The sequence below is a fragment of the Endozoicomonas sp. 4G genome, assembly GCF_023822025.1.
GTDB lineage: Bacteria > Pseudomonadota > Gammaproteobacteria > Pseudomonadales > Endozoicomonadaceae > Endozoicomonas_A.
Map to the genome: position 1 here is coordinate 3,715,905 of NZ_CP082909.1, position 22,547 is coordinate 3,738,451.

At 51.1% G+C, this 22,547-nt stretch carries 15 protein-coding genes; all 15 read right to left on the reverse strand.

Annotated features, from left to right (window positions below):
• Positions 1 to 65 precede the first annotated feature (65 nt).
• Positions 66 to 1,175 (reverse strand): hypothetical protein, encoded by a 1,110-nt coding sequence (locus K7B67_RS14480; protein ID WP_252176602.1) that lies wholly within the window; start codon positions 1,173 to 1,175, stop codon positions 66 to 68.
• A 75-nt stretch (positions 1,176 to 1,250) separates the two neighbouring features.
• Positions 1,251 to 2,282, reverse strand: a complete 1,032-nt coding sequence (locus K7B67_RS14485) for a hypothetical protein (RefSeq protein ID WP_252176603.1) — start codon at positions 2,280 to 2,282, stop codon at positions 1,251 to 1,253.
• 75 nt (positions 2,283 to 2,357) lie between these two features.
• A complete protein-coding gene (locus tag K7B67_RS14490; RefSeq protein ID WP_252176604.1) occupies positions 2,358 to 3,983 on the reverse strand; it encodes a hypothetical protein in 1,626 nt (541 codons plus the stop codon).
• 99 nt (positions 3,984 to 4,082) lie between these two features.
• The gene (locus K7B67_RS14495; RefSeq protein ID WP_252176605.1) at positions 4,083 to 6,149 is read right to left on the reverse strand and encodes a hypothetical protein; all 2,067 of its coding nucleotides are present in this window, start codon (positions 6,147 to 6,149) and stop codon (positions 4,083 to 4,085) included.
• Positions 6,150 to 6,410: 261 nt separating this feature from the next.
• The gene (locus tag K7B67_RS14500; protein ID WP_252176606.1) at positions 6,411 to 7,997 is read right to left on the reverse strand and encodes a C2H2-type zinc finger protein; all 1,587 of its coding nucleotides are present in this window, start codon (positions 7,995 to 7,997) and stop codon (positions 6,411 to 6,413) included.
• A 97-nt stretch (positions 7,998 to 8,094) separates the two neighbouring features.
• Positions 8,095 to 9,438 carry a hypothetical protein gene (locus K7B67_RS14505; protein ID WP_252176607.1) on the reverse strand — a complete coding sequence of 448 codons (1,344 nt, stop codon included), beginning with the start codon at positions 9,436 to 9,438 and terminating at the stop codon, positions 8,095 to 8,097.
• A gap of 99 nt (positions 9,439 to 9,537) precedes the next feature.
• Entirely contained in the window at positions 9,538 to 10,347 is an 810-nt protein-coding gene (locus tag K7B67_RS14510) for a C2H2-type zinc finger protein (protein ID WP_252176608.1), read from the reverse strand.
• 75 nt (positions 10,348 to 10,422) lie between these two features.
• Positions 10,423 to 11,760 carry a hypothetical protein gene (locus K7B67_RS14515; protein ID WP_252176609.1) on the reverse strand — a complete coding sequence of 446 codons (1,338 nt, stop codon included), beginning with the start codon at positions 11,758 to 11,760 and terminating at the stop codon, positions 10,423 to 10,425.
• 75 nt (positions 11,761 to 11,835) lie between these two features.
• The gene (locus tag K7B67_RS14520) at positions 11,836 to 13,308 is read right to left on the reverse strand and encodes a C2H2-type zinc finger protein (RefSeq protein ID WP_252176610.1); all 1,473 of its coding nucleotides are present in this window, start codon (positions 13,306 to 13,308) and stop codon (positions 11,836 to 11,838) included.
• Between the two features lie 98 nt (positions 13,309 to 13,406).
• Complete coding sequence (locus K7B67_RS14525) at positions 13,407 to 14,483, reverse strand: hypothetical protein (protein ID WP_252176611.1); 1,077 nt, start codon at positions 14,481 to 14,483, stop codon at positions 13,407 to 13,409.
• 99 nt (positions 14,484 to 14,582) lie between these two features.
• Positions 14,583 to 15,782, reverse strand: a complete 1,200-nt coding sequence (locus tag K7B67_RS14530; RefSeq protein ID WP_252176612.1) for a hypothetical protein — start codon at positions 15,780 to 15,782, stop codon at positions 14,583 to 14,585.
• A 99-nt stretch (positions 15,783 to 15,881) separates the two neighbouring features.
• Positions 15,882 to 17,483: a hypothetical protein gene (locus K7B67_RS14535; RefSeq protein WP_252176613.1), complete on the reverse strand. Its 1,602-nt coding sequence runs from the start codon at positions 17,481 to 17,483 to the stop codon at positions 15,882 to 15,884.
• A gap of 99 nt (positions 17,484 to 17,582) precedes the next feature.
• Positions 17,583 to 19,724 carry a hypothetical protein gene (locus K7B67_RS14540; protein WP_252176614.1) on the reverse strand — a complete coding sequence of 714 codons (2,142 nt, stop codon included), beginning with the start codon at positions 19,722 to 19,724 and terminating at the stop codon, positions 17,583 to 17,585.
• A 99-nt stretch (positions 19,725 to 19,823) separates the two neighbouring features.
• A complete protein-coding gene (locus K7B67_RS14545; RefSeq protein ID WP_252176615.1) occupies positions 19,824 to 21,179 on the reverse strand; it encodes a hypothetical protein in 1,356 nt (451 codons plus the stop codon).
• Positions 21,180 to 21,278: 99 nt separating this feature from the next.
• The gene (locus K7B67_RS14550; RefSeq protein WP_252176616.1) at positions 21,279 to 22,484 is read right to left on the reverse strand and encodes a hypothetical protein; all 1,206 of its coding nucleotides are present in this window, start codon (positions 22,482 to 22,484) and stop codon (positions 21,279 to 21,281) included.
• Positions 22,485 to 22,547: the final 63 nt, after the last annotated feature.

Sequence of the window (22,547 nt, forward strand, 5' to 3'; positions counted from 1 at the left end):
AAATTCAGGTTAGTCAAAATCTGGAGAGAAGCCGGAGGTTTCTTTGAGGCGGGCCGGGAGGCGGATCATTCTTTATCACCCTTCTTTCTTTTCACGTTAGATGGCGGCTGATCATTCGCTTTTCTCTTGGGTCTCTGGTCGGCAGGCAGGTGCGTTTGTTGGTGCCTTTTCAGATGGTGCATCCATTGGTTGCTGAAGTTGCAGCCATCGTGGTCACACTGGTGCACTTTGGGTCTCTTGGGTCTCTGGTCGGCAGGCAGGTGGGTTTGTTGGTGCCTGTTCAGATGGCTCGACTGTCGGGTGCAGTAGTTGCAGCCCTCATGGTCGCACCGGTGCATCTTGAGTCTCTGGTCGGCAGGCAGGTGGATCTGTTTGTGCATTTTCAGGTGACCTATGTGGTAAGCGCTGTAATTGCAGCCCTCATGGTCACACTCGCGCACCATGCCTCTCTTGCGGCTCTCGTTGTCAGGCTGGTGGATCTGTTTGTGCCTTTTCAGATTGCTGGCCAGGTCGGTGCTGTAGTTGCAGCCCTCGTGGTCACACTGATGCACCTTGGGTCTCCTGTGTCTCTGGTCGGCCGGTAGATGGGTCTGTTTATGCCTTTTCAGATTGCTGATCTGGTCGGTGCTGTAGCTGCAGCGCTCATGGTCACACTGATGCACTCTGAATGTCTGGTTGGCGCGCAGGTGAACCCGTTTGTGCCTTTTCAGGTTGCCCATGTACTCGGTGCTGTAATTGCAGCCTTCATGGTCACATGGGTGCATCTTGGGTATCCGGTTGGCAGGCAAGCAGGTCTGTTTGTGTGTTTTCAGATGGTTAACAGAGTCCACTTCTGTCACGTCTAGCTCTGACTCAGTGAATAGTTCACTGTCTGAAACAGGCTCCTGCTTAATCTTTTTCAGTATCAGAGCTGCACAATACTGACTGATTTCGTTTGATACCGGAAAAGGATCAAGTGTCGTGGTTACATACTGAACACCAGAGTTGGCATCAGTTCCGTCTTCGTCTGAATGGTTGTCGTTGCTGTCATCAGAGTTGTCGATGTGTTCTCTTTGTTCCCCGGGCCTGTTGTCGCCTCTAAATCCCTGAGCGTGGTTTTCCTGAGCGTGGCCAATAGAGCAATGCTCAGAAAAGGCCATGACCAAAATAAAAATCAATGGTTTTTTGGATAGCAAGGCTTGGCTTCCCAGTCACTGAACTGTTTATTGAGAAATCAGGTTAGTCAAAATCTGAAGAGAGGTCGGAGTTTTCTATTCTTTATCACCCTTCTTTCTTTTCTCGTTAAATGGCAGCTGGTTATACGCTTCCCTTTTTGGTCTCTGGTCGGCGGGCAGGTGTTTCCATTTGTGCATTTTCAGATTGCCCTTATGGTCGCTGCTGTAGTCGCAGCCCTCATGGTCACACTGATGCCTCCTGAGTCTCTGGTCGGCAGGCAGGTGTTTCTGTTTGTGCACTTTCAGATTGCTCTTATGGTCGGTTCTATAGTCGCAGCCCTCATGGTCACACTGATGCACCTTGGGTCTCTGGTGGGCAGGCAGGTGGGTCCGTTTGTGCACTTTCAGATTGCCGACCTGTTTCGTGCTGTAGTTGCAACCCTCATGATCACAATGGTGAACCTTGGTTCTCGTGGCTCTCTGGTTAGCAGGCAGGTGAGTCTGTTTATGCGTTCTCACGTAGCTCACCCGGTTAGTGCTGAAGTTGCAGCCCTCATGGTCACACCGGTGCACCCTGGGTCTCTGGTCGATAGGCAGGTGAGTCCATTTATGCGCTTTCAGATTACTCGACCGGTCGGTTCTGTAGTTGCAGTCCACATGGTCACACTGGTGCTTCCTGGGTCTCTGGTCGGCAGGAAGATGGGTCTCCTTGTGCTTTTTCAGACTCTTCACCAGATCGGTGCTGTAGTTGCAGCCCTTATGGCCACACTGGTGCATCCTGGATTTCCCGGGTCTCTGGTTGGTGCTGTCAGCAGGTAGGGTGATTTCCAGGTTGTTGGCAGAGTCCGCTTCTGTCACGCCCACCTCTGACTCCATGGATATTTCACTATCTGAAATAGGCTCCTGCTTAACCTTTTTCAGTTCCAGAGTCGTACAATACTGACTGACTTCATTTAATACCCGAAAAGGATTAAGTGTCGTGTTTACATACTGAACATCGGATTGGGCATCAAATTCATCTTCGTCTGAATGATTGTCGCTTGAACGATTTTCCTGAGCGTGGCCATTAGAGCAATGCACAGAAAAGGCAATGGCTAAGGTCAAAATTAAAGGTTTTTTGGATAGCAAGGCTTGGCTTCTCAGTCGTTGAACTGTTTATTTGAAAATCAGGTTAGTCAAAATCTGAAGAGAGGCCGGAGGTTTCTATTCTTTATCACCCTTTTTTCTTTTCTCGTCAGGTAGCGGCTGGTCATACGCTTTTCTTTTGAGTCCCTGGTTGGCAGGCAAGTGGGTCTGTTTGTGCCTTTTCAGATGGCTCGCCCGGTCGGTGCTGTAGTTGCAGCCCTCATGATCACAGTGGTGCCCTTTAGGTCTCAGGTTGGCAGGCAAGTGGGTCTGTTGGTGCTTTTTCAGATTGCTCAGACAGTCAGTTCTGTAGCCGCAGCCCTCATAGTGACACTGGTGCATCCTGACTCTCTGGTCGTCAGGCAGGTGAGTCTGTTTGTGCTTTTTCAGATGGCCCACTTGGTTGGTGCTGTAGTCGCAGCCCTCATGGTCACACTGGTGCGTCCTGAGTCTCTGGTCATCAGGCAGGTGGGTCTGTTTGTGCATGTTCAGATTACCCATTTGGTCAGTACTGTAGTTGCAGCCCTCATGGTCACACTGATGCACCTTAGGTCTCTTGGGTTTTTGGTCAGCGGGCAGGTGGATCTGCTTGTGCCTTTTCAGATGGTTCTTATAGCAGGTGCTGTAGTCGCAGCCCTCATGGTCACATGGGTACATCCTGGGTTTCTTGTGTCTCTGGTCGGCAGGCAGGTGAGTCTGTTTGTGCTTTTTCAGATCGCTTGTCCACTTGCTGCTGTAGTCGCAGCCCTCATGGTCACAATGATGCGCCTTGGCTTTCACAGGTCTCTGGTCGGCAGGCAGGTGGATCTGTTTGTGCGTTTTCAGATTGCCCGCCCGGTCGCTGATGTAGTTGCAGCCTTCGTGGTCACACTGGTGCAACTTGGGCCTTTTGAGCCTCTTGGGTCTCTGGTCGGCAGCCAGGTGGGTATATTTGTGTATTTTCAGATTGCCCGGATACTCGGTGCAGTAGTTGCAGCCCTCATGGTCACACTGGTGCACCTTGGGTCTTTTGGGTCTCTGATCGGCAGGCAAGTGGATTTGTTTGTGCCTTTTCAGATTGCAGGCCTGGTCGCTGCTGTAATTGCAGCCCTCGTGGTCGCACCGGTGCAACTCGGGATTTTTAGGTCTCTTGGGTCTCTTGGGTCTCTGGTCGGCAGGCAGGTGAGTCTGTTTGTGCATTTTCGGAGCAGGTATTCCACTCTCTGAAATGGGCTCCTGCTGAATCATTTCCAGTCTCAGACTCGAACAATACTGACTGATTTCGTTTAATGCCCGAAAAGGATCAGCTGTCGTGTTTGCACACTGAACATCAGTTTCGGTATCCGTTTCGTCTTCGTCAGAATGGTTATCGCTGTTTTCATCAGAGGTGCTGCTGTCTTCATTGCCACTGTCTTCGCTGTCGGCACTATCATCAGAGGCCGCCCGGCTGTAAACCTTAGCTTTGACGACAGAGTCAGGAAAAAAGCAATAGCAAGTGTCTGGCGTTAAGAGGATGTCATCACCTAAGCAAACTTGTGGCATGTCGCTGTGGTTCGCCTCAGATTCTTGTTTCAACTCCCACCATTCAATGGTCTCGCTGTCTTCTTCTGGTTCCGGCAGCAAGAGCAAAGGCACACTATTTTCCTGAGCGTGGCCATTAGAACTATGCACAGAGAAGGCCATAGCCAGGATCAAAATCAAAATCAATGGTTTTTTGGATAGCAAGGTCTGGCTTCCCAGTCGTTGAACTGTTTATTGGGAAATCAGGTTAGTCAAAATCTGTAGAGAAGCCGGAAGTTTCATTGGGGCAGGTTGGGAGGCGGATTATTCTTTATCACTCTTCTTTCTTCTCTTGTTAGATGACGGCTGGTCATGGGCTTTTCTTTTGAGTCTTTCGGGTCTTTGGTCGGCAGGCAGGTGAGTCTGTTTGTGCGTTTTCAGATTACTCATTTGGTAGGAACTGTAGTTGCAGCCCTCATGGTCACATTGGTGCACCTTGGGCCTTTCGGGTCTCTGGTCGGCAGGCAGGTGGATCTGCTTGTGCCTTTTCAGATAGGCAACCAGGTCGGTGCTGTAGTTGCAGCCCTCATGGTCACACTGGTGCAGCTTGGGTCTCTGCTCGGCAGGCAAGTGGGTATACTTGTGTTTTTTCAGACTGTTCGTCACGTCGGTTCTGTAGCTGCAGCCCTCATGGTCACACTGGTGCACCTTGGGCCTTTCGGGTCTCTGGTCGGCAGGCAGGTGGATCTGCTTGTGCCTTTTCAGATCGGCAACCAGGTCGGTACTGTAGTTGCAGCTCTCATGGTCACACTGTTGCAGCTTGGGTCTCTGCTCGGCGGGCAAGTGGGTATACTTGTGCTTTTTCAGACTGCTCGTCACGTCGGTTCTGTAGCTGCAGCCCTCATGGTCACACTGGTGCACCTTGGGTCTCTGGTCGGCAGGCAGGTGGGTCTGTTTGTGCGCTTTCAGATTGCTCTTGTATTCGGTGCTGTAGTTGCAACCCTCATGGTCACACTGGTGCGCCTTGGGTATCGTGGATCTCTGGTCGGCAGGCAGGTGGGTCTGTTGGTGCTTTTTCAGATTGCTCTTGTGTTCGGTGCTGTAGTTGCAACCCTCATGGTCACACTGGTGCGCCTTAGGTATCGTGTGTCTCTGGTCGGCAGGCAAGTGGGTCTGTTGGTGCTTTTTCAGACTGCTCGCCACGTTGGTTCTGTAGCTGCAGCCCTCATGGTCACACTGGTGCACCTTGGGTCTCTGGTCGTCAGGCAGGTGAGTCTGTTTGTGCTTTTTCAGATGGCCCACTTGGTTGGTTCTGTAGTCGCAGCCCTCATGGTCACACTTGTGCGTCCTGAGTCTCTGGTCGTCAGGCAGGTGAGTCTGTTTGTGCATGTTCAGATTACTCATTTGGTAAGTGCTGTAGTTGCAGCCCTCATGGTCACACTGATGCACCTTAGGTCTCTTGGTTTTTTGGTCCGCAGGCAGGTGGATCTGCTTGTGCCTTTTCAGATGGCTCTTATAGCTGGAGCTGTAGTCGCAGCCCTCGTGGTCACACTCGTGCACCTTGGGTTGCACAGGTCTCTGGTCGGCAGGCAGGTGAGTCTGTTTGTGCTTTTTCAGATCGTTTGTCCACTTGCTGCTGTAGTCGCAGCCCTCATGGTCACAATGATGCGCCTTGGCTTTCACAGGTCTCTGGTCGGCAGGCAGGTGGATCTGTTTGTGCGTTTTCAGATTACCCGCCCGGTCGCTGATGTAGTTGCAACCCTCGTGGTCACACTGGTGCAACTTGGGTCTTTTGGGCCTTTTGGGTCTCTGGTCGGCAGGCAGGTGAGTCTGTTTGTGCGTTTTCGAAGTGGGTATTTCACTGTCTGAAATGGGCTCCTGCTGAATCATTTCTAGTCTCAGAATCGAACAATACTGACTGATTTCGTTTAATGCCCGAAAAGGATCAGCTGTCGTGCTTGCAAACTGAACATCAGTTTCGGTATCCGTTTCGTCTTCGTCAGAATGGTCATCACTGTTTTCATCAGAGGTGCCGCTGTCTTCGCTGCCGCTGTCTTCACTGCCACTGTCTTCGCTGCCGGCACTATCATCAGAATCATCAGAGGCTGCCCGAAGGTAAGCCTTAGCTTCGACGCCAGGGTCAGGAGAAAAGCAATAGCAAGTGTCTGGCGTTAAGAGGATGTCATCACCTAAGCAAACTTGTGGCATGTCGCTGTGGCTCGCCTCAGATTCTTGTTTCAACTCCCACCATTCAATGGTCTCGCTGCCTTCTTCTGGTTCCGGTAGCAAGAGCAAAGGCACACTATTTTCCTGAGCGTGGCCATTAGAACTATGCACAGAGAAGGCCATGGCCAGGATCAAAATCAAAATCAATGGTTTTTTGGATAGCAAGGACTGGCTTCCCGGTCGTTGAACTGTTTATTGGGAAATCAGGTTAGTCAAAATCTGTAGAGAAGCCGGAAGTTTCTTTGGGCCAGGCTAGGAGCCTGACCGAGAATAGCGCCCGTAGCGAGGACGGCAGAAAATTGAGGATGAAAATTCGGTTTTGTGAGGAGAATAGCTAGCTATTTGACGAACAAAAGCGGATTTTCAGACCAATTTGCTGCCGCCGCAGTAGGGCAGCTATTCTCGGTCAGGCTCCTAGGAGGCGGATTATTCTTTATCACTCTTCTTTCTTTTCTTGTTAGATGGCGGCTGGTCATGGGCTTTTCTTTTGAGTCTTTCGGGTCTTTGGTCGGCAGGCAGGTGAGTCTGTTTGTGCTTTTTCAGATTGTCCTTCCGGTCGCTGCTGTAGTCGCAGCCCTCATGTTCACACTGATGCACCTTAGGCCTTTCGGGTCTCTGGTCGGCAGACAGGTGAGTCTGTTTGTGCTTTTTCAGATTGTCCTTCCGGTCGCTGCTGTAGTCGCAGCCCTCATGTTCACAGTGATGCACCCTGGCTCTCTGATCAGCAGACAGGTGGCTCTGTTTGTGCCTTGTCAGATCGTGCGCCCGGTCGGTTCTGTAGTTACAGCCCTCATGGTCACACTGGTGTACCTTAGGTCTCTTGGGTCTCTGTTGAGCAGGCAGATGGATCTGTTTGTGCTTTTTCAGGTTTTCAATCCGGTTGGTGCGGTAGCTGCAGCCCTCATGGCCACACTGGTGCACCTTGGGTCTTTGGTCGGCAGGCAGGTGGATCCGTTTGTGCTTTTTTAGATCACTGGCCCACTTGCTGCGGTAGTCACAGCCCTTATGGTCACACCGGTGCACCTTGGGTCTCTGGTCGGCAGGCAGGTGGATCTGCTTGTGCCTTTTCAGGTAGGCAACCAGGTAGGTGCTGTGATTACAGCCCTCATGGTCACACTGGTACACCTTGGGTCTCTGCTCGGCAGGCAAGTGCGTATACTTGTGCTTTTTCAGACTGCTCGTCACGTCGGTTCTGTAGCTGCAGCCCTCATGGTCACACTGGTACACCTTGGGTCTCTGGTCGACAGGCAGGTGGGTCTGTTTGTGCGTTTTCAGATTACTCTTGTGTTCGGTGCTGTAGTTGCAACCCTTATGGTCACACTGGTGCGCCTTGGGTATCTTGGGTCTCTGGTCGGCAGGCAGGTGGGTATACTTGTGCTTTTTCAGATTGCCGGGATAGTCGGTGCTGTAGTTGCAGCCCTCATGGTCACACTGGTGCACTTTGGGTCTCTTGGGTTTCTGGTCGACAGGCAAGTGGTTCTGTTTGTGCGTTTTCGGAGCAGGTATTCCACTGCCTGAAATGGATTCCTGCTGAATTATTTCCTGTCTCAGAGTCGAACAATACTGACTGATTTCGTTTAGTGCCCGAAAAGGATCAACTGTCGTGTTTGCGCACTGAACCTCTGTTTCGGAATCCGTTTCGTCTTCGTCAGAATGGTCATCGCTGTTTTCATCAGAGGTGCCGCTGTCTTCACTGCCACTGTCTTCGCTGTCGGCACTATCATCATCAGAGACTGCCCGGCTGTGAGCCTTGCCTTTGACGACAGAGTCAGGAAAAAAGCAATAGCAAGTGTCTGGCGTTAAGAGGATGTCATCACCTAAGCAAACTTGTGGCATGTCGCTGTGGTTCGCCTCAGATGCTTGTTTCAACTCCCACCATTCAATGGTCTCGCTGCCTTCTTCTGGTTCCGGTAGCAAGAGCAAAGGCACACTATTTTCCTGAGCATGGCCATTAGAACAATGCACAGAAAAGGCAATGGCCAAGATCAAAATCGATGTTTTTTTGGATAGCAAGGACTGGCTTCCCGGTCGTTGAACTGTTTATTGGAAAATCAGGTTAGTCAAAATCCGGAGAGAGGTCGGAGATTTCTTTGAGGCAGGTTGGAGAGGATCATTCTTTATCAACCTTCTTTCTTTTCTCGTTAGAGGGTAGCTGATCACACGCTTTCCTCTTCACTCTCCTGGGTCTTTGGTCGGCAGGCAGGTGAGTCTGTTTGTGCCTTTTCAGATCGTACGCCCGGACGCAGCTGAAGTCGCAGCCCTCATGGTCACACTGGTGCACCTTGGGTCTTTTGGGTCTCTGGTCGGCAGGCATGTGGGTCTGTTTGTGCCTTTGCAGGCTACCAATGCGGTCAGTGCTGAAGTTGCAGCCCTCATAGCGACAATGACACTCTCTAGGTCTCTGGTCGGCAGGCAGGTGGATCCGTTTGTGCTTTTTTAGATCACTGGCCCACTTGCTGCGGTAGTCACAACCCTCATGGTCACACTGGTACGCCTTGGGTATCGTGGGTCTCTGGTTGGCAGGCAGGTGGGTCTGTTTGTGCCTTTTCAGATGGGTAGGCAGATCGGTGCTGTAGTTGCAGTTCTCATGGTCACACTGGTGCAGTTTGGGTCTCTGGTTGGCAGGCAGGTGGGTCTTTTTGTGCTTTTTCAGACTGCCCGGCAGGTCGGTTCTGTGGTTGCAGCCCTCATGGTCACACTGGTGCACCTTGAGTCTCTGCTCAGCTGGCAGATGGGTCTGCTTGTGCTTTTTCAGATTGCAAGCAAAATTGGTACTGTAGTTGCATCCCTCATGGTCACAGTGGTGCACCTTAGTTCTCCGGTCAGCAGACAGGTGGATCTGTTTGTGTTTTTTTAGATCACTGGCCCACTTGCTGCTGTAGTCACAACCCTCGTGGTCACACTTGTGCGCCTTGGGTATCGTGGGTCTCTGGTCGGCAGGCAGATGGGTCTGTTTGTGCCTTTTCAGATGGCTCTTTTGGTCGCTGCTGTAGTTGCACCCCCCATGGTCACACTGGTGCGCCTTGGGTATCGTGGGTCTCTGGTTGGCAGGCAGGTGGGTTTGTTTGTGCGTTTTCGGAGTAGGTATTTCACTGTCTGAAATGGATTCCTGCTGAATTATTTCCCGTCTCAGAGTCGAACAATACTGACTGATTTCGTTTAGTGCCCGAAAAGGGTCAACTGTCGTGTTTTCGCCCTGAACCTCTGTTTCGGAATCCGTTTCGTCTTCGTCAGAGTGGTCATCGCTGTTTTCATCAGAGGTGCCGCTGTCTTCACTGCCACTGTCGTTTTCCTCGGGTTCTTGCTGCAACTCCCACCATTCAATGGTCTCGCTGCCTTCTTCTGATTCCGGTAGCAAGAGCAAAGGCACACTATTTTCCTGAGCATGGCCATTAGAACAATGCACAGAAAAGGCAATGGCCAAGATCAAAATCGATGTTTTTTTGGATAGCAAGGACTGGCTTCCCGGTCATTGAACTGTTTATTGGAAAATCAGGTTAGTCAAAATCCGGAGAGAGGTCGGAGATTTCTTTGAAGCAGGTTGGGAGGTGGATCATTCTTTATCAACCTTCTTTCTTTTCTCGTTAGAGGGTAGCTGATCACACGCTTTCCTCTTCACTCTCCTGGGTCTTTGGTCGGCAGGCAGGTGAGTCAGTTTGTGCCTTTTCAGATCGTACGCCCGGACGAAGCTGAAGTCGCAGCCCTCATGGTCACACTGGTGCAGCTTGGGCCTTTTGGGTCTCTGGTCGGCAGGCAGATGGGTCTGTTGGTGCCTTTTCAGATTGCCCAGCTGGTAGCTGCTGTAGTTGCAGCCCTCATGGTCACACTGGTGCACTTTGGGTCTCTTGGGTTTCTGGTCGGCAGACAGGTGGGCCTGTTTGTGCGTAGCAGGTATACCACTGTCTGAAATGGGCTCCTGCTGAATCATTTCCAGTCTCAGAGTCGAACAATACTGACTGATTTCGTTTAATGCCCGAAAAGGATCAGCTGTCGTGTTTGCACACTGAACAGCAGTTTCGGAATCCGTTTCGTCTTCATCAGAATAGTCATCGCTGTTTTCATCAGAGGTGCCGCTGTCTTCACTGCCACTGTCTTCGCTGTCAGCACTATCATCAGAGGCTGCCCGGCTGTGAGCGCAAGTGTCTGGCGTTAAGAGGATATCATCACCTAAGCAAACTTGTGGCATGTCGCTGTGGTTCGCCTCAGATTCTTGTTTCAACTCCCACCATTCAATGGTCTCGCTGTCTTCTTCTGATTCCAGTAGCAAGAGCAAAGGCACACTATTTTCCTGAGCGTGGTCATTAGAACAATGCACAAAAAAGGCAATGGCCAAGATCAAAATCGATGTTTTTTTGGACAGCAAGGCCTGGCTTCCCGGTCGTTGAACTGTTTATTGGGAAATCAGGTTAGTCAAAATCCGGAGAGAGGTCGGAGATTTCTATTCTTGATCACCCTTCTTTCTTTTCTCGTTAGATGGCGGCGAGCTATAAGCTTTCCTTTTTGGTCTCTGGTCGGCAGGCAGGTGAGTCTTTTTGTGTTTATTCAGATTACTCATGTATTCGGTGCTGTAATTGCAGCCCCCATAGTCACACTGGTGCCCCCTGAGTCTCTGGTCGGCAGGCAGGTGGACCCGTTTGTGCTTTCTCAGATCGCCCGCCCTGTTGGTGCGGTGGTCACAGCCCTCATAATCACACTGGTGCACCTTGGGTCTCTGGTCGGCAGGCAGGTGGATCTCCTTGTGCATTTTCAGATGGCTCGGGTAGCTGGAGCTGTAGTTGCAGCCCTCATGGTCACACTGGTACACCTTGAGTCTCTGGTCGGCAGGCGGCAGGTGGGTCTGTTTGTGCCTTTTCAGATCATTGGCCCACTTGCAGCTGTAGTCACAACCCTCATGGTCACAATGGTACGCCTTGGGTTTTGTGGGTCTCTGGTCGGCAGGCAGGTGGGTATACTTGTGTTTGTTCAGATTGCCAACCATGTCAGTGCTGTATTTGCAGCCCTCATGGTCACAGTGATGCTCCTTGGTTCTCTGGTCAGCAGACAGGTGGACCTGTTTGTGCTTTTTCAGATCACCGGCCCACTTGCTGCGGTAGTCACAACCCTCATGGTCACACTGGTGCGCCTTGGGCCTTTCGGGTCTCTGGTCGGCAGGCAGGTGGGTATACTTGTGCTTTTTCAGATTGCCCGAATAGCCGGTGCTGTAGTTGCAGCCCTCATGGTCACACTGGTGCACTTTGGGTCTCTTGGGTTTCTGGTCGGCAGGCAGGTGGGTCTGTTTGTGCGTAGCAGGTATGCCACTGTCTGAAATGGACTCCTGCTGAATCATTTCCAGTCTCAGAGTCGAACAATACTGACTGATTTCGTTTAATGCCCGAAAAGGATCAGCTGTCGTGTTTGCACACTGAACAGCAGTTTCGGAATCCGTTTCATCTTCATCAGAATGGTCATCGCTGTTTTCATCAGAGGTGCCGCTGTCTTCACTGCCACTGTCTTCGCTGTCACTGTCCTCGCTGTCGGCACTATCATCAGAGGCTGCCCGGCTGTGAGCGCAAGTGTCTGGCGTTAAGAGGATGTCATCACCTAAGCAAACTTGTGGCATGTCGCTATGGTTCGCCTCAGATTCTTGTTTCAACTCCCACCATTCAATGGTCTCGCTGCCTTCTTCTGGTTCCGGTAGCAAGAGCAAAGGCACACTATTTTCCTGAGCATGGCCATTAGAACAATGCACAGAAAAGGCAATGGCCAAGATCAAAATCGATGTTTTTTTGGATAGCAAGGACTGGCTTCCCGGTCGTTGAACTGTTTATTGGGAAATCAGGTTAGTCAAAATCCGGAGAGAGGTCGGAGATTTCTATTCTTGATTACCCTTCTTTCTTTTCTTGTTGGATGGCGGCGAGCTATAAGCTTTCCTTTTTGGTCTCTGGTCGGCAGGCAGGTGGATCCATTTGTGCTTTTTCAGATCGCTCACCCTGTTGGTGCGGTGGTCACAGCCCTCATGATCACACTGGTGCACCTTGGGTCTCTGCTTGGCAGGTAAGTGGGTCTTTTTGTGGGTTTTCAGATTGCCCAGATGGTAGGTGCTGTAGTTACAGCCCTCATGGTCACACTGGTGCACCTTAGGCCTAATGGCTCTCTGGTCGGCAGGCAGGTGGGTCTTTTTGTGGGTTTTCAGATTGCCCAGATGGTAGGTGCTGTGGTTACAGCCCTCATGGTCACACTGGTACACCTTGGGTCTAATGGGTCTCTGGTCGGCAGGCAGGTGGGTCTCTTTGTGCTTATTCAGATCCGCTGTTCGGTCGGTTCTGTAGCCGCAGCCTTCATGGTCACAGTGGTGCATCTTGAATCTCTGGTCGGCAGGCAGGTGGGTCTGTTTGTGCCTTTTCAGACCCCTCGGCCAGCTGGTGCTGTGATCGCAGCCCTCATGATCACACTTATGCACCTTGAGTCTCACGGATCTCCGGTCAGCAGGCAGGTGGGTCTCTTTGTGGTTTCTCAGATCCCTCGGCCATCTGGTGCTGTAGCCGCAGCCCTCATGGTCACACTGGTGCACCTTGGGTCTCTGGTCGATGAGCAGGTGGGTCTGCTTGTGCTTTTTCAGATTGCTCGGATAGTTGGTGCTGAAGTTGCAGCCCTCATGGTCACACGGGTACGCCTTGACTTTCTGGTAGGCAGGCAGGTGGGTCTGCTTGTGTTTTTTCAGATTGCTCGAATAGTTGGTTCTGTAGTTGCAGCCCTCATGGTCACACTGGTGTACCTTGGGTCTCTGGTCGGCAGGCAGGTGGGTCTGCTTGTGTTTTTTCAGATTGCTTGAATAGTTGGTTCTAAAGTTGCAGCCCTCATGGTCACACGGGTACGCCTTGGCTTTCTGGTAGGCAGGCAGGTGGGTCTGTGACTCATTGGGTATTTCACTGTCTGAAACGGGCTCCCGCTTAATTTTTTTCAGTGCCAGAACCGCACAATACTGGCTGACTTCACTTGATCCTCGAAAAAGATTAAATGACGTGGTTACGTACTGAACATCAGATTCGGTAGTTTCGTCTTCGTCAGGATTGTTGTCACTGTTTTTATCAGTGGTGTCACTGTCGTTTGCCTCGCTCTCTTCTTCACTCCCCTCTTCTTCACTCCCCTCTTCTCCTTGCTCCCCAGGGCTGTTGTCGCCTCTAAAACAAAAGAGCATCAGACTCCCCCTTTGTTTGGCTGTTGCCATGGTTTCACGTGGCAGGGCAAAGAGCAAAGGCACGCTATTTTCCTGAGCGTGGTCATTAGAGCAATGCACAGAAAAGACAATGGCCAAAATCAAAAGTAATGGTTTTTTGGATAGCAAGGCCTGGCTTCCGAGTTGTTGAAGTGCTTATTTGAAAGTCAGGTTAGTCAAAATCTGGAGCGAGGTCAGAGTTTTCTTTGAAGCAGGTGGGAGGTGGATCATTCTTTATCAACCTTCTTTCTTTTCTCGTTAGAGGGTAGCTGATCATACGCTTTCCTCTTGAGTCTCCCGGGTCTTTGGTCGACAGGCAGGTGAGTCCATTTGTGCCTTTTAAGGCTGCTCGCCCGATCGGTGCTGTACTTACAGTCCTCATGGTCACACCGGTGCACCTTGAGTCTCTGGTTCGCAGGCAGGTGAGTCCATTTGTGCGTTTTAAGGGTGCCCTTCCGGTCGGTGCTGTACATACAGTCCTCATGGTCACACCGGTGCATCTTGAGTCTCTGGTTCGCAGGCAGGTGAGTCTTTTTGTGCGCTTTCAGATTGCCCAGGTGGTCGCTGCTGAAGTTACAGCCCTTATGGTCACACTGGTGCACCTTGGGTCTCTTGGTTCTCTGGTCAGCAGGCAGATGGACCTGTTTGTGCCTTTTCAGATGTTCCATCTGGTCGGTACTGTAATTGCAGCCCTCATAGTCACACTGTTCCCTGAGTCTCTGCTCGGCAGGCAGGTGTGTCCGTTTGTGCTTTTTCAGATCGCCCGCCCTGATGGTGCTGTAGGCACAGCCCTTATGATCACACTGGTACACTTTGGGTCTCTGGTCGGCGGGCAAGTGGGTCTGTTTGTGTGTTTTCGGAGCAGGTATTTCACTCTCTGAAATGGGCTCCTGCTGAATCATTTCCAGCCTCAGGGTCGAACAATACTGACTGATTTCGTTTAATGCCTGAAAAGGGTCAACGGTCGTGTTTGCACACTGAACATCGGTTTCGGAATCCGTTTCGTCTTCGTCAGAATAGTAATCGCTGTTTTCATCAGAGGTGTCGCTGTCTTCACTGCCACTGCCTTCGCTGTCGGCACTATCATCAGAGGTTGTCCGAAGGTAAATCTCGGTGGCGATAGCTTTAACCGAAGGGTCAAGTTCCGGTAATACATATAGTACTTTAGTAGCAAATAGTGGCAGGGCAAAAAGCAAAGGCACACTATTTTCCTGAGCTTCCTGAGCTTCCTGAGCGTGACCATTAGAGCAATGCACAGAAAAGGTAATGGCCAAAATCAAAATAAATGGTTTTTTGGATAGCAAGGCCTGGCTTCCCAGTCGTTGAACTGTTTATTGGGAAGTCAGGTTAGTCAAAATCCGGAGCGAGGTGGGAGATTTCTTTGAGATGGGTTGGGAGGTTGATCATTTTTTATCAAACTTCTTTCTTTTCTCGTCTGATGATGGCTGGTTACAAGCTTTTCTTTTGGCTCTCCTGGGTCTCTGGTCCGCAGGCAGGTGAGTTTTTTGGTGCGTTTTCAGATTACCCGATTGGTCGCTGCTGTAGTTGCAGCCCTCGTAATGACACTTGTGCATCCTGATTCTCTGGTCGTCAGGCAAGTGGGTCTGTTTGTGCATTTTCAGATGGGTAATATAACTGGTGCCGTAGTCGCAACCATCATAGTCACACTGGTGCAACTTAGGTCTCTCTGGCTTCTGGTCGGCAGGCAAGTGGGTCTGTTTGTGCCTTTTCAGATCGCCTGCCCTGCTGGTCCTGTAGTCGCAACCCTTATGATCACAGTGGTGCACTTTGGGTCTCTGGTTGGCAGGCAAGTGGGTCTGTTTGTGCGCTTTCAGATTGCCCAGGTGGTCGGTGCTGTAGTTGCAGCCCTCATGGTTACACCGGTGTGCCTTGGGTCTCTTGGGTCTTCTGGGTTTCTTGTCGGCAGGCAGATGGGTCTTTTTATGCGCTTTCAGATTGCCAATGTGGTCGGTGCTGTAGTTGCAGCCCTCATGATCACAGTGGTGCACCTTGAGTCTCTGGTCGGCAGGCAGGTGGGTCCGTTTATGCCTTTCCAGATGGCTCTTGTTGTCGGTACTGTAGTTGCAACCCTCATGGTCACACTGATGCAGCCTGGGTTTCTGGTCGGCAGGCAGGTGGCTCTGTTTGTGCGTTTTCGGAGCGGGTATTCCACTGTCTGAAATGGGCTCCTGCTGAATCATTTCCAGTCTCAAAGTCGAACAATACTGACTGATTTCGTTTAATGCCTGAAAAGGGTCAACGGTCGTGTTTGCACACTGAACCTCTGTTTCGGAATCCGTTTCGTCTTCGTCAGCGTGGTTATCGCTCTTTTCATCAGAAGTGTCGCTGTCTTCACTGCCACTGTCTTCGCTGTCGGCACTATCATCAGAGGCTGTCCGAAGGTAAATCTCGGTAGCGATAGCTTTAACCGAAGAGTCAAGTTCCGGTAATACATATCGTACTTTAGTACCAAATAGTGGCAGGGTAAAAAGCAAAGGCACACTATTTTCCTGAGCTTCCTGAGCTTCCTGAGCGTGACCATTAGAGCAATGCACAGAAAAGGCAATGGCCAACATCAAAATAAATGGTTTTTTGGATAGCAAGGCCTGGCTTCCCAGTCGTTGAACTGTTTATTGGAAAGTCAGGTTAGTCAAAATCCGGAGCGAGGTGGGAGATTTATTTGAGATGGGTTGGGAGGCGGATCATTCTTTATCAACCTTCTTTCTTTTCTCGTCAGAGGGTAGTTGATCACACGCTTTCCTCTTAAGTTCCTTGAGTCGGTGGTCGGCAGGCGGGTGGCTCTGTTTGTGCCTTTTCAGATGGTCCACCCGGTCGGTATTGTAATTGCAGCCCTCATGATCACAATGGTGCATTCTGAGTCTCTGGTTCGCAGGCAGGTGAGCCCGTTTATGCTTTTTCAGATTGCCCCGGTGGTCGGTGCTGTAGTTACAGCCCTCATGGTCACACTGGTGCACCTTGAGTTTCCTGGGTCTCTGGTCAGCAGGCAGGTGGGTCTTTTTGTGCCTTTTCAGATGTTCCACCCGGTCGGTACTGTAATTGCAGCCCTCATGATTACAATGATGCTCTCTGAGTCTCTGGTCGGTCGGCAGGTGTGTCGATTTGTGCTTTTTCAGATCGCCCGTCCTGCCGGTGCTGTAGTGGCAGCCCTCGTGGTCACACTGGTGCAACCTGGGTCTCTGGTCGGCAGGCAGGTGGGTCTGTTTGTGCCTTTTCAGATGGCTCTTGTTGCCGGTGCTGTAGTGGCAGCCCTCATAGTCACACTGATACAGCCTGTGTCTCTTGGGTCTCTGGTCGGCAGGCAGGTGGGTCTTTTTGTGCCTTTTCAGATGGTTCGGCTTGTCGGTGCTGTAGTCGCAGCCCTTATGATCACACTGGTGCCCTTTGGGTCTCTGGCCGGCAGGCAAGTGGGTCTTTTTGTGCGCTTTCAGATTGCCCGTGTGGTTGGTGCTGTAGTTGCAGCCCTCATGGTCACACTGGTGCACCCTGGGTCTCTTGGGGCTCTTGGGGTTCTTGGGGTTCTTGGGTCTCTTGTTGGCACGCAAGTGGGTCTTTTTGTGCGCTTTCAGATTGCCCATGTGGTCGGTGCTGTAGTTGCAGCCCTGATGGTCACACTGGTGCACCCTGGATCTCTGATCGGCAGGCAGGTGGGTCTGTTTGTGCCTTTTCAGATGGCTCTTGTTGTCGGTGCTGTAGTTGCAACCCTCATGGTCACACTGGTGCCGCTTGGGCCCCTTGGGTCTCTTGGGTCTCTGGTCGGCCGGCAGGTGGGTCTGTTTGTGTGTTTTCAGATTGCCCGTGTGGTCGGTGCTGTAGTTGCAGCCCTCATGGTCACACTGGTGCACCTTACGCCTCTTGGCTTTCTGGTGGCCAGGCAGGTGAGTCTGTTTGTGCGTTTTCCGAGTAGGTATTTTACTGTCTGAAGTGGATTCCTGCTGAATCATTTCCAGTCTCAGAGTCGAACAATACTGACTGATTTCGTTTAATGCCTTAAAAGGATCAACTGTCGTGTTTGCACACTGAACATCAGTTTCGGAATCCGTTTCGTCTTCGTCAAAATGGTTATCACTGTTTTCATCAGAGGTGTCGCTGTGTTCACTGCCACTGTCTTCGCTGTCGGCACTATCATCAGAGGCTGCCCGAAGGTAAGCCTTAGCTTCGACGCCAGGGTCAAAGAGTGGCAGGGCAAAAAGCAAAGGCACACTATTTTCCTGAGCGTGACCATTAGAGCAATGCACAGAAAAGGCAATGGCCAAGATCAAAATCAGTGTCTTTTTGGATAGCAAGGCCTGGCTTCCGAGTTGTTGAAGTGTTTATTTGGAAGTCAGGTTAGTCAAAATCCGGAGCGAGGTGGGAGATTTCTTTGGGATGGATTGGGAGGAAGATCATTCTTTATCAACCTTCTTTCTTTTCTCGTCTGATGGTAGCTGGCTATAGGCTTTTCTTTTGGGTCTCCTGGGTCTCTGGTCCGCAGGCAGGTGGATCCGTTTGTGCTTTTTCAGATGGCTAATATAACTGCTTCTGTAGTCGCAACCATCATAGTCACACTGGTGCAACTTGGGTCTCTTGGTCTTCTGGTCGGCAGGCAGGTGGGTCTGTTTGTGCGTTTTCAGATTACAAACCTGATCGGTGCTGTAGTTGCAGCCCTCATAGTCACAATGATGCACTTTGGGTTTCTTAGGTCTCTGGTCGGCAGGCAGGTGGGTCTGTTTGTGCACTTTCAAATTGCTTGCCCGGTCGCAGCTGTAGTTGCAGCCCTCATGGTCACACTGGTGCAACTTGGGTCTCTTGGGTCTCCGGTCGGCAGGCAGGTGGATTCGTTTGTGCTTTTTCAGATCGCCCACCCTGTCGCTGCTGTAGTCGCAGCCCTTATGATCACACTGGTGCACTTTGAGTCTCTGGTCCGCAGGCAAGTGGGTTTGTTTGTGCGCTTTCAGATTGCCCACAAGGTCGGTGCTGTAGTTGCAGCCCTCATGGTCACACTGGTACATCTTGGGTCTATTAAGTTTCTGGTCGGCAGGCAGGTGGGTCTTTTTGTGCGCTTTCAGATTGCCCGTGTGGTCGGTTCTATAGTTGCAGCCTTCGTGGTCACACTGGTGCACCTTGGGTCTGGGTCTCTGGTCAGCAGGCAAATGAGCCTGTTTGTGCCTTTTCAGATGGCTCTTGTTGTCGGTGCTGTAGTTGCAACCCTCATGGTCACACTGGTGCAGCCCGGGTTTCTGGTCGGCAGGCAGGTGAGTTTTTTTGTGCGTTTTCAGATGGCTCGCTTGGTTGCTGCGGTAGTCGCAGCCCTCGTAATGACACTGGTGCATCCTGAGTCTCTGGTCGGCAGGCAGGTGGGTCTGTTTATGTGCTTTAAGGCTGTTCGCCCGGTCGGTGCTGTAGTTACAGTCCTCATGGTCACACCGGTGCCTCTTGCGTCTCTGGTCGATGGGAAGGTGGATCCGCTTGTGCACTTTCAGATTACCCGCGTGGTCGGTACTGTAGTTGCAGCCCTCATGGTCACACCGGAGCACCTTGGGCCTCTGGTCGATGGGCAGGTGGATCCGTTTGTGCTTTTTCAGATTGCCTTTGAAGCCCGTGCTGTAGTTGCAGCCATCACGGTCGCACCGGTGCACTTTGGGTCTCTTGGGTTTCTTGGGTCTCTGGTCGGCAGGCAGGTGGGTTTGTTTGTGCACTTTCAGATTGCTCGCCTGGGCGGTTATGTAGTGGCAGCCCTCATGATCACACTGGTGCACCTTGGGTCTTTTGAGTCTCTGCTCGGCAGGCAGGTGAATCTGCTTGTGCCTTTTCAGACTGCCCACCCGGTTGGTTCTGTAGTTACAGTCCTCATGGTCACACTGGTGCACCTTGGGTTTCTTGGGTCTCTGGTCGGCAGGCAGGTGGGTCTGCCTCTGCGCTTTCAGGTGACTCATGGGGCCAGTGTTGTCAAGTGAGGTGATTTCCAGGTTATTAGCAGAGTCTGTTGCTGTGAGGTCTGCCTCTGACTCAGTGGCTATTTTATTGTCTGAAATGGGATCCTGCTCAATCATGTTCAGTCTTAAAGTCGTACAATATTGACTGAATTCGATCAATGCCTGAAAAGGATCAACTGTCGTGTTTGCACACTGAATACCCGTTTTGGAACCCGTTTCGTCTTCGTCAGAATGGTTATCGCTGTTTTCATCAGAGGTGTCGCTGTCTTCACTGCCACTGTCTTCGCTGTCACTGTCTTCGCTGTCACTGTCTTCGCTGTCACTGTCTTCGCTGTCACTGTCTTCGCTGTCGGCACTATCATCAGAGGCTGCCCGACGGTAACCCTTAGCTTCGACGCCAGGGTCAAGAGAAAAGCAATAGCGACTGTCTGACTTTACTCCTTGCTCCCCAAGCCTGTTATCGCCTCTAAAGCAAAAGAGCATCAGACTTCCCCTTTGCTTTAGTGCATCCCGGACTGGGATGTCAAAGAGTGGCACCTGAGTGTGGCCATTAGAGAAATGCACAGAAAAGGCAATGGCCAAGATCAAAATCAATGGTTTTTTGGATAGCAAAGCCTGGCTTCCGAGTTATTGACGTGTTTATTGGGAAATCAGGTTAGTCAAAATCCGGAGCGAGGTCGGAAATTTCTTTGAGACAGGTTGGGAGGTGGATCATTCTTTATCAAACTTCTTTCTTTTCTCGTCTGATGGTGGCTGGTTACAGGCTTTTCTTTTAGGTCTTCTGGGTCTCTGGTCTGCAGGCAGGTGAGTTTGTTTGTGCGTTTTCAGATTGCCCGCCCGGTCGCTGCGGTAGTCACAGCCCGCGTAATTACACTGGTGCATCTTGAGTCTCTGGTCGGCAGGCAGGTGGATCGGTTCGTGCCTTTTCAGATCCTTATTATAACTGGTGCTGTAGTCGCAACCATCATAGTCACACTTGAACAACTTGGGTCTCTTGGGCCTCTGGTCGGCAGGCAGGTGGGTCTGTTTGTGCCTTTTCAGATCGCCGACCAGAATGGTGCTGTGATTGCAGCCCTCATGGTCACAATGATGCACTTTGGGTTTCTTAGGTCTCTGGTCGGCAGGCAGGTGGATCTGTTTGTGCGCTTTCAGATTGTTCACCCGGTCACTGATGTAGTTGCAGCCCTCATGGTCACACTGGTGCACCTTACGCCTATTGGGTCTCTTGGGTCTCTGGTCGGCAGGCAGGTGGGTCTGTTTGTGCGCTTTCAGATTGCCCGGATACTCGGTGCAGTAGTTGCAGCCCTCATGGTCACAATGATGTACTTTGGGTTTCTTGGGTCTCTGGTCGGTGGGTAGGTGGGTCTGTTTGTGCACTTTCACATTGCTCACCCGGTCGCTGCTGTAGTTGCAGCCCTCATGGTCACATTGGTGTTGCTTGGGTCTCTTGGGTTTCTGGTCGGCAGGCAGGTGGGTCTGTTTATGCGTTTTCGGAGTAGATTTTTCACTGTCTGAAATGGATTCCTGCTGAATCATTTCCAGTCTCAGGGTCGAACAATACTGACTGATTTCGTTTAATGCCTGAAAAGGGTCAACTGTCGTGTTTGCACACTGAACATCAGTTTTGGAATCCGTTTCGTCTTCGTCAGAATGGTTATCGCTGTTTTCATCAGAGGTGTCGCTGTCTTCATTGCCACTGTCTTCGCTGTCACTGTCTTCGCTGTCACTGTCTTCGCTGTCTCTGTCTTCGCTGTCACTGTCTTCGCTGTCACTGTCTTCGCTGTCACTGTCTTCGCTGTCGGCACTATCATCAGAGGCTGCCCGACAGTAAGCCTTGGCTTCGACGCCAGAGTCAGGAGAAAAGCAATAGCGACTGTCTGATTTTAAGAGGAGGTCATCACCTCTAAAGCAAAAGAGTATCAGACCCCTCCTTTGTTTTAGGACTTGGGTATCAAATAGTGGCAGAGCAAAGAGCAAAGGCTCACTATTTTCCTGAGCGTGGCCATTAGGGCAATGCACAGAAAAGGCAATGGCCAAGATCAAAATCAATGGTTTTTTGGACAGCAAGGCCTGGATTCCAAGTTGTTGAAGTGTTTATTGGGAAGTCAGGTTAGTCAAAATCCGGAGCGAGGTCTGAGATTTCTTTGAGGCAGGTTGGGAGGTGGATCATTCTTTATCAACCTTCTTTCTTTTCTCCTCTGATGGTAGCTGGTTACAGGCTTTTCTTTTAGGTCTTCTGGGTCTCTGGTCCGCAGGCAAGTGGGTCTGTTTGTGCGCTTTCAGATTGCCTATGTGGTCGGTGCTGTGGTTGCAGCCCTCATGGTCACAATGATGTACTTTGGGTTTCTTAGGTCTCTGGTCGGCAGGCAGATGGGTCTGTTTGTGCGCTTTCAGATTGCCCGGATAGTCGGTGCAGTAGTTGCAGCCCTCATGGTCACAATGATGCACTTTGGGTTTCTTAGGTCTCTGGTCGGCAGGCAGATGGGTCTGTTTGTGCGCTTTCAGATTGTTCGTCCGGTCGCTGGTGTAGTTGCAGCCCTCATGGTCGCAGTGCACCTTACGCCTCTTGGGTCTATTGGGTCTCTGGTCGGCAGGCAGGTGGATTTGTTTGTGCCTTTTTAGATAGCTCACATTGTTGGTGCTGTAGTCGCAGCCCTTATGATCACACTGGTGCACCTTGGGTCTCTGGTCGGCAGGCAGGTGGGTCTGTTTGTGCCTTTTCAGATGGCTCTTGTTGTCGGTGCTGTAGTTGCAACCCTCATGGTCACACTGGTGCAGCCTGGGTTTCTGATCGGCAGGCAGGTGGGTCTGTTTGTGCGTTTTCAGGTTACTTACCCGGTCGCTGCTGTAGTTGCAACCCTCATGGTCACAATGATGCACTTTGGGTTTCTTGGGTCTCCGGTTGGCGGGCAAGTGGGTCTGTTTGTGCGCTTTCAGATTGCTCGCCCGGTCGCTGCTGTAGTTGCAACCCTCATGGTCACACTGGTGTTGCTTGGGTCTCTTGGGTTTCTGGTCGGCAGGCAGGTGGGTCTGTTTATGCGTTTTCGGAGTAGATTTTTCACTGTCTGAAATGGATTCCTGCTGAATCATTTCCAGTCTCAGGGTCGAACAATACTGACTGATTTCGTTTAATGCCTGAAAAGGGTCAACTGTCGTGTTTGCATACTGAACATCAGTTTTGGAATCCGTTTCGTCTTCGTCAGAGTGGGTATCACTGTTTTCATCAGAGGTGTCGCTGTCTTCATTGCCAGAACCTTGTTTTAGTCCATCCCGGACTGGGGTGTCAAAGAGTGGCACCTGAGCGTAGCCATTAGAGCAATGCACAGAAAAGGCAATGACCAAGATCAAAATCAATGGTTTTTTGGATAGCAAGGCCTGGATTCCGAGTTATTGAAGTGTTTATTGGGAAGTCAGGTTAGTCAAAATCCGGAGCGA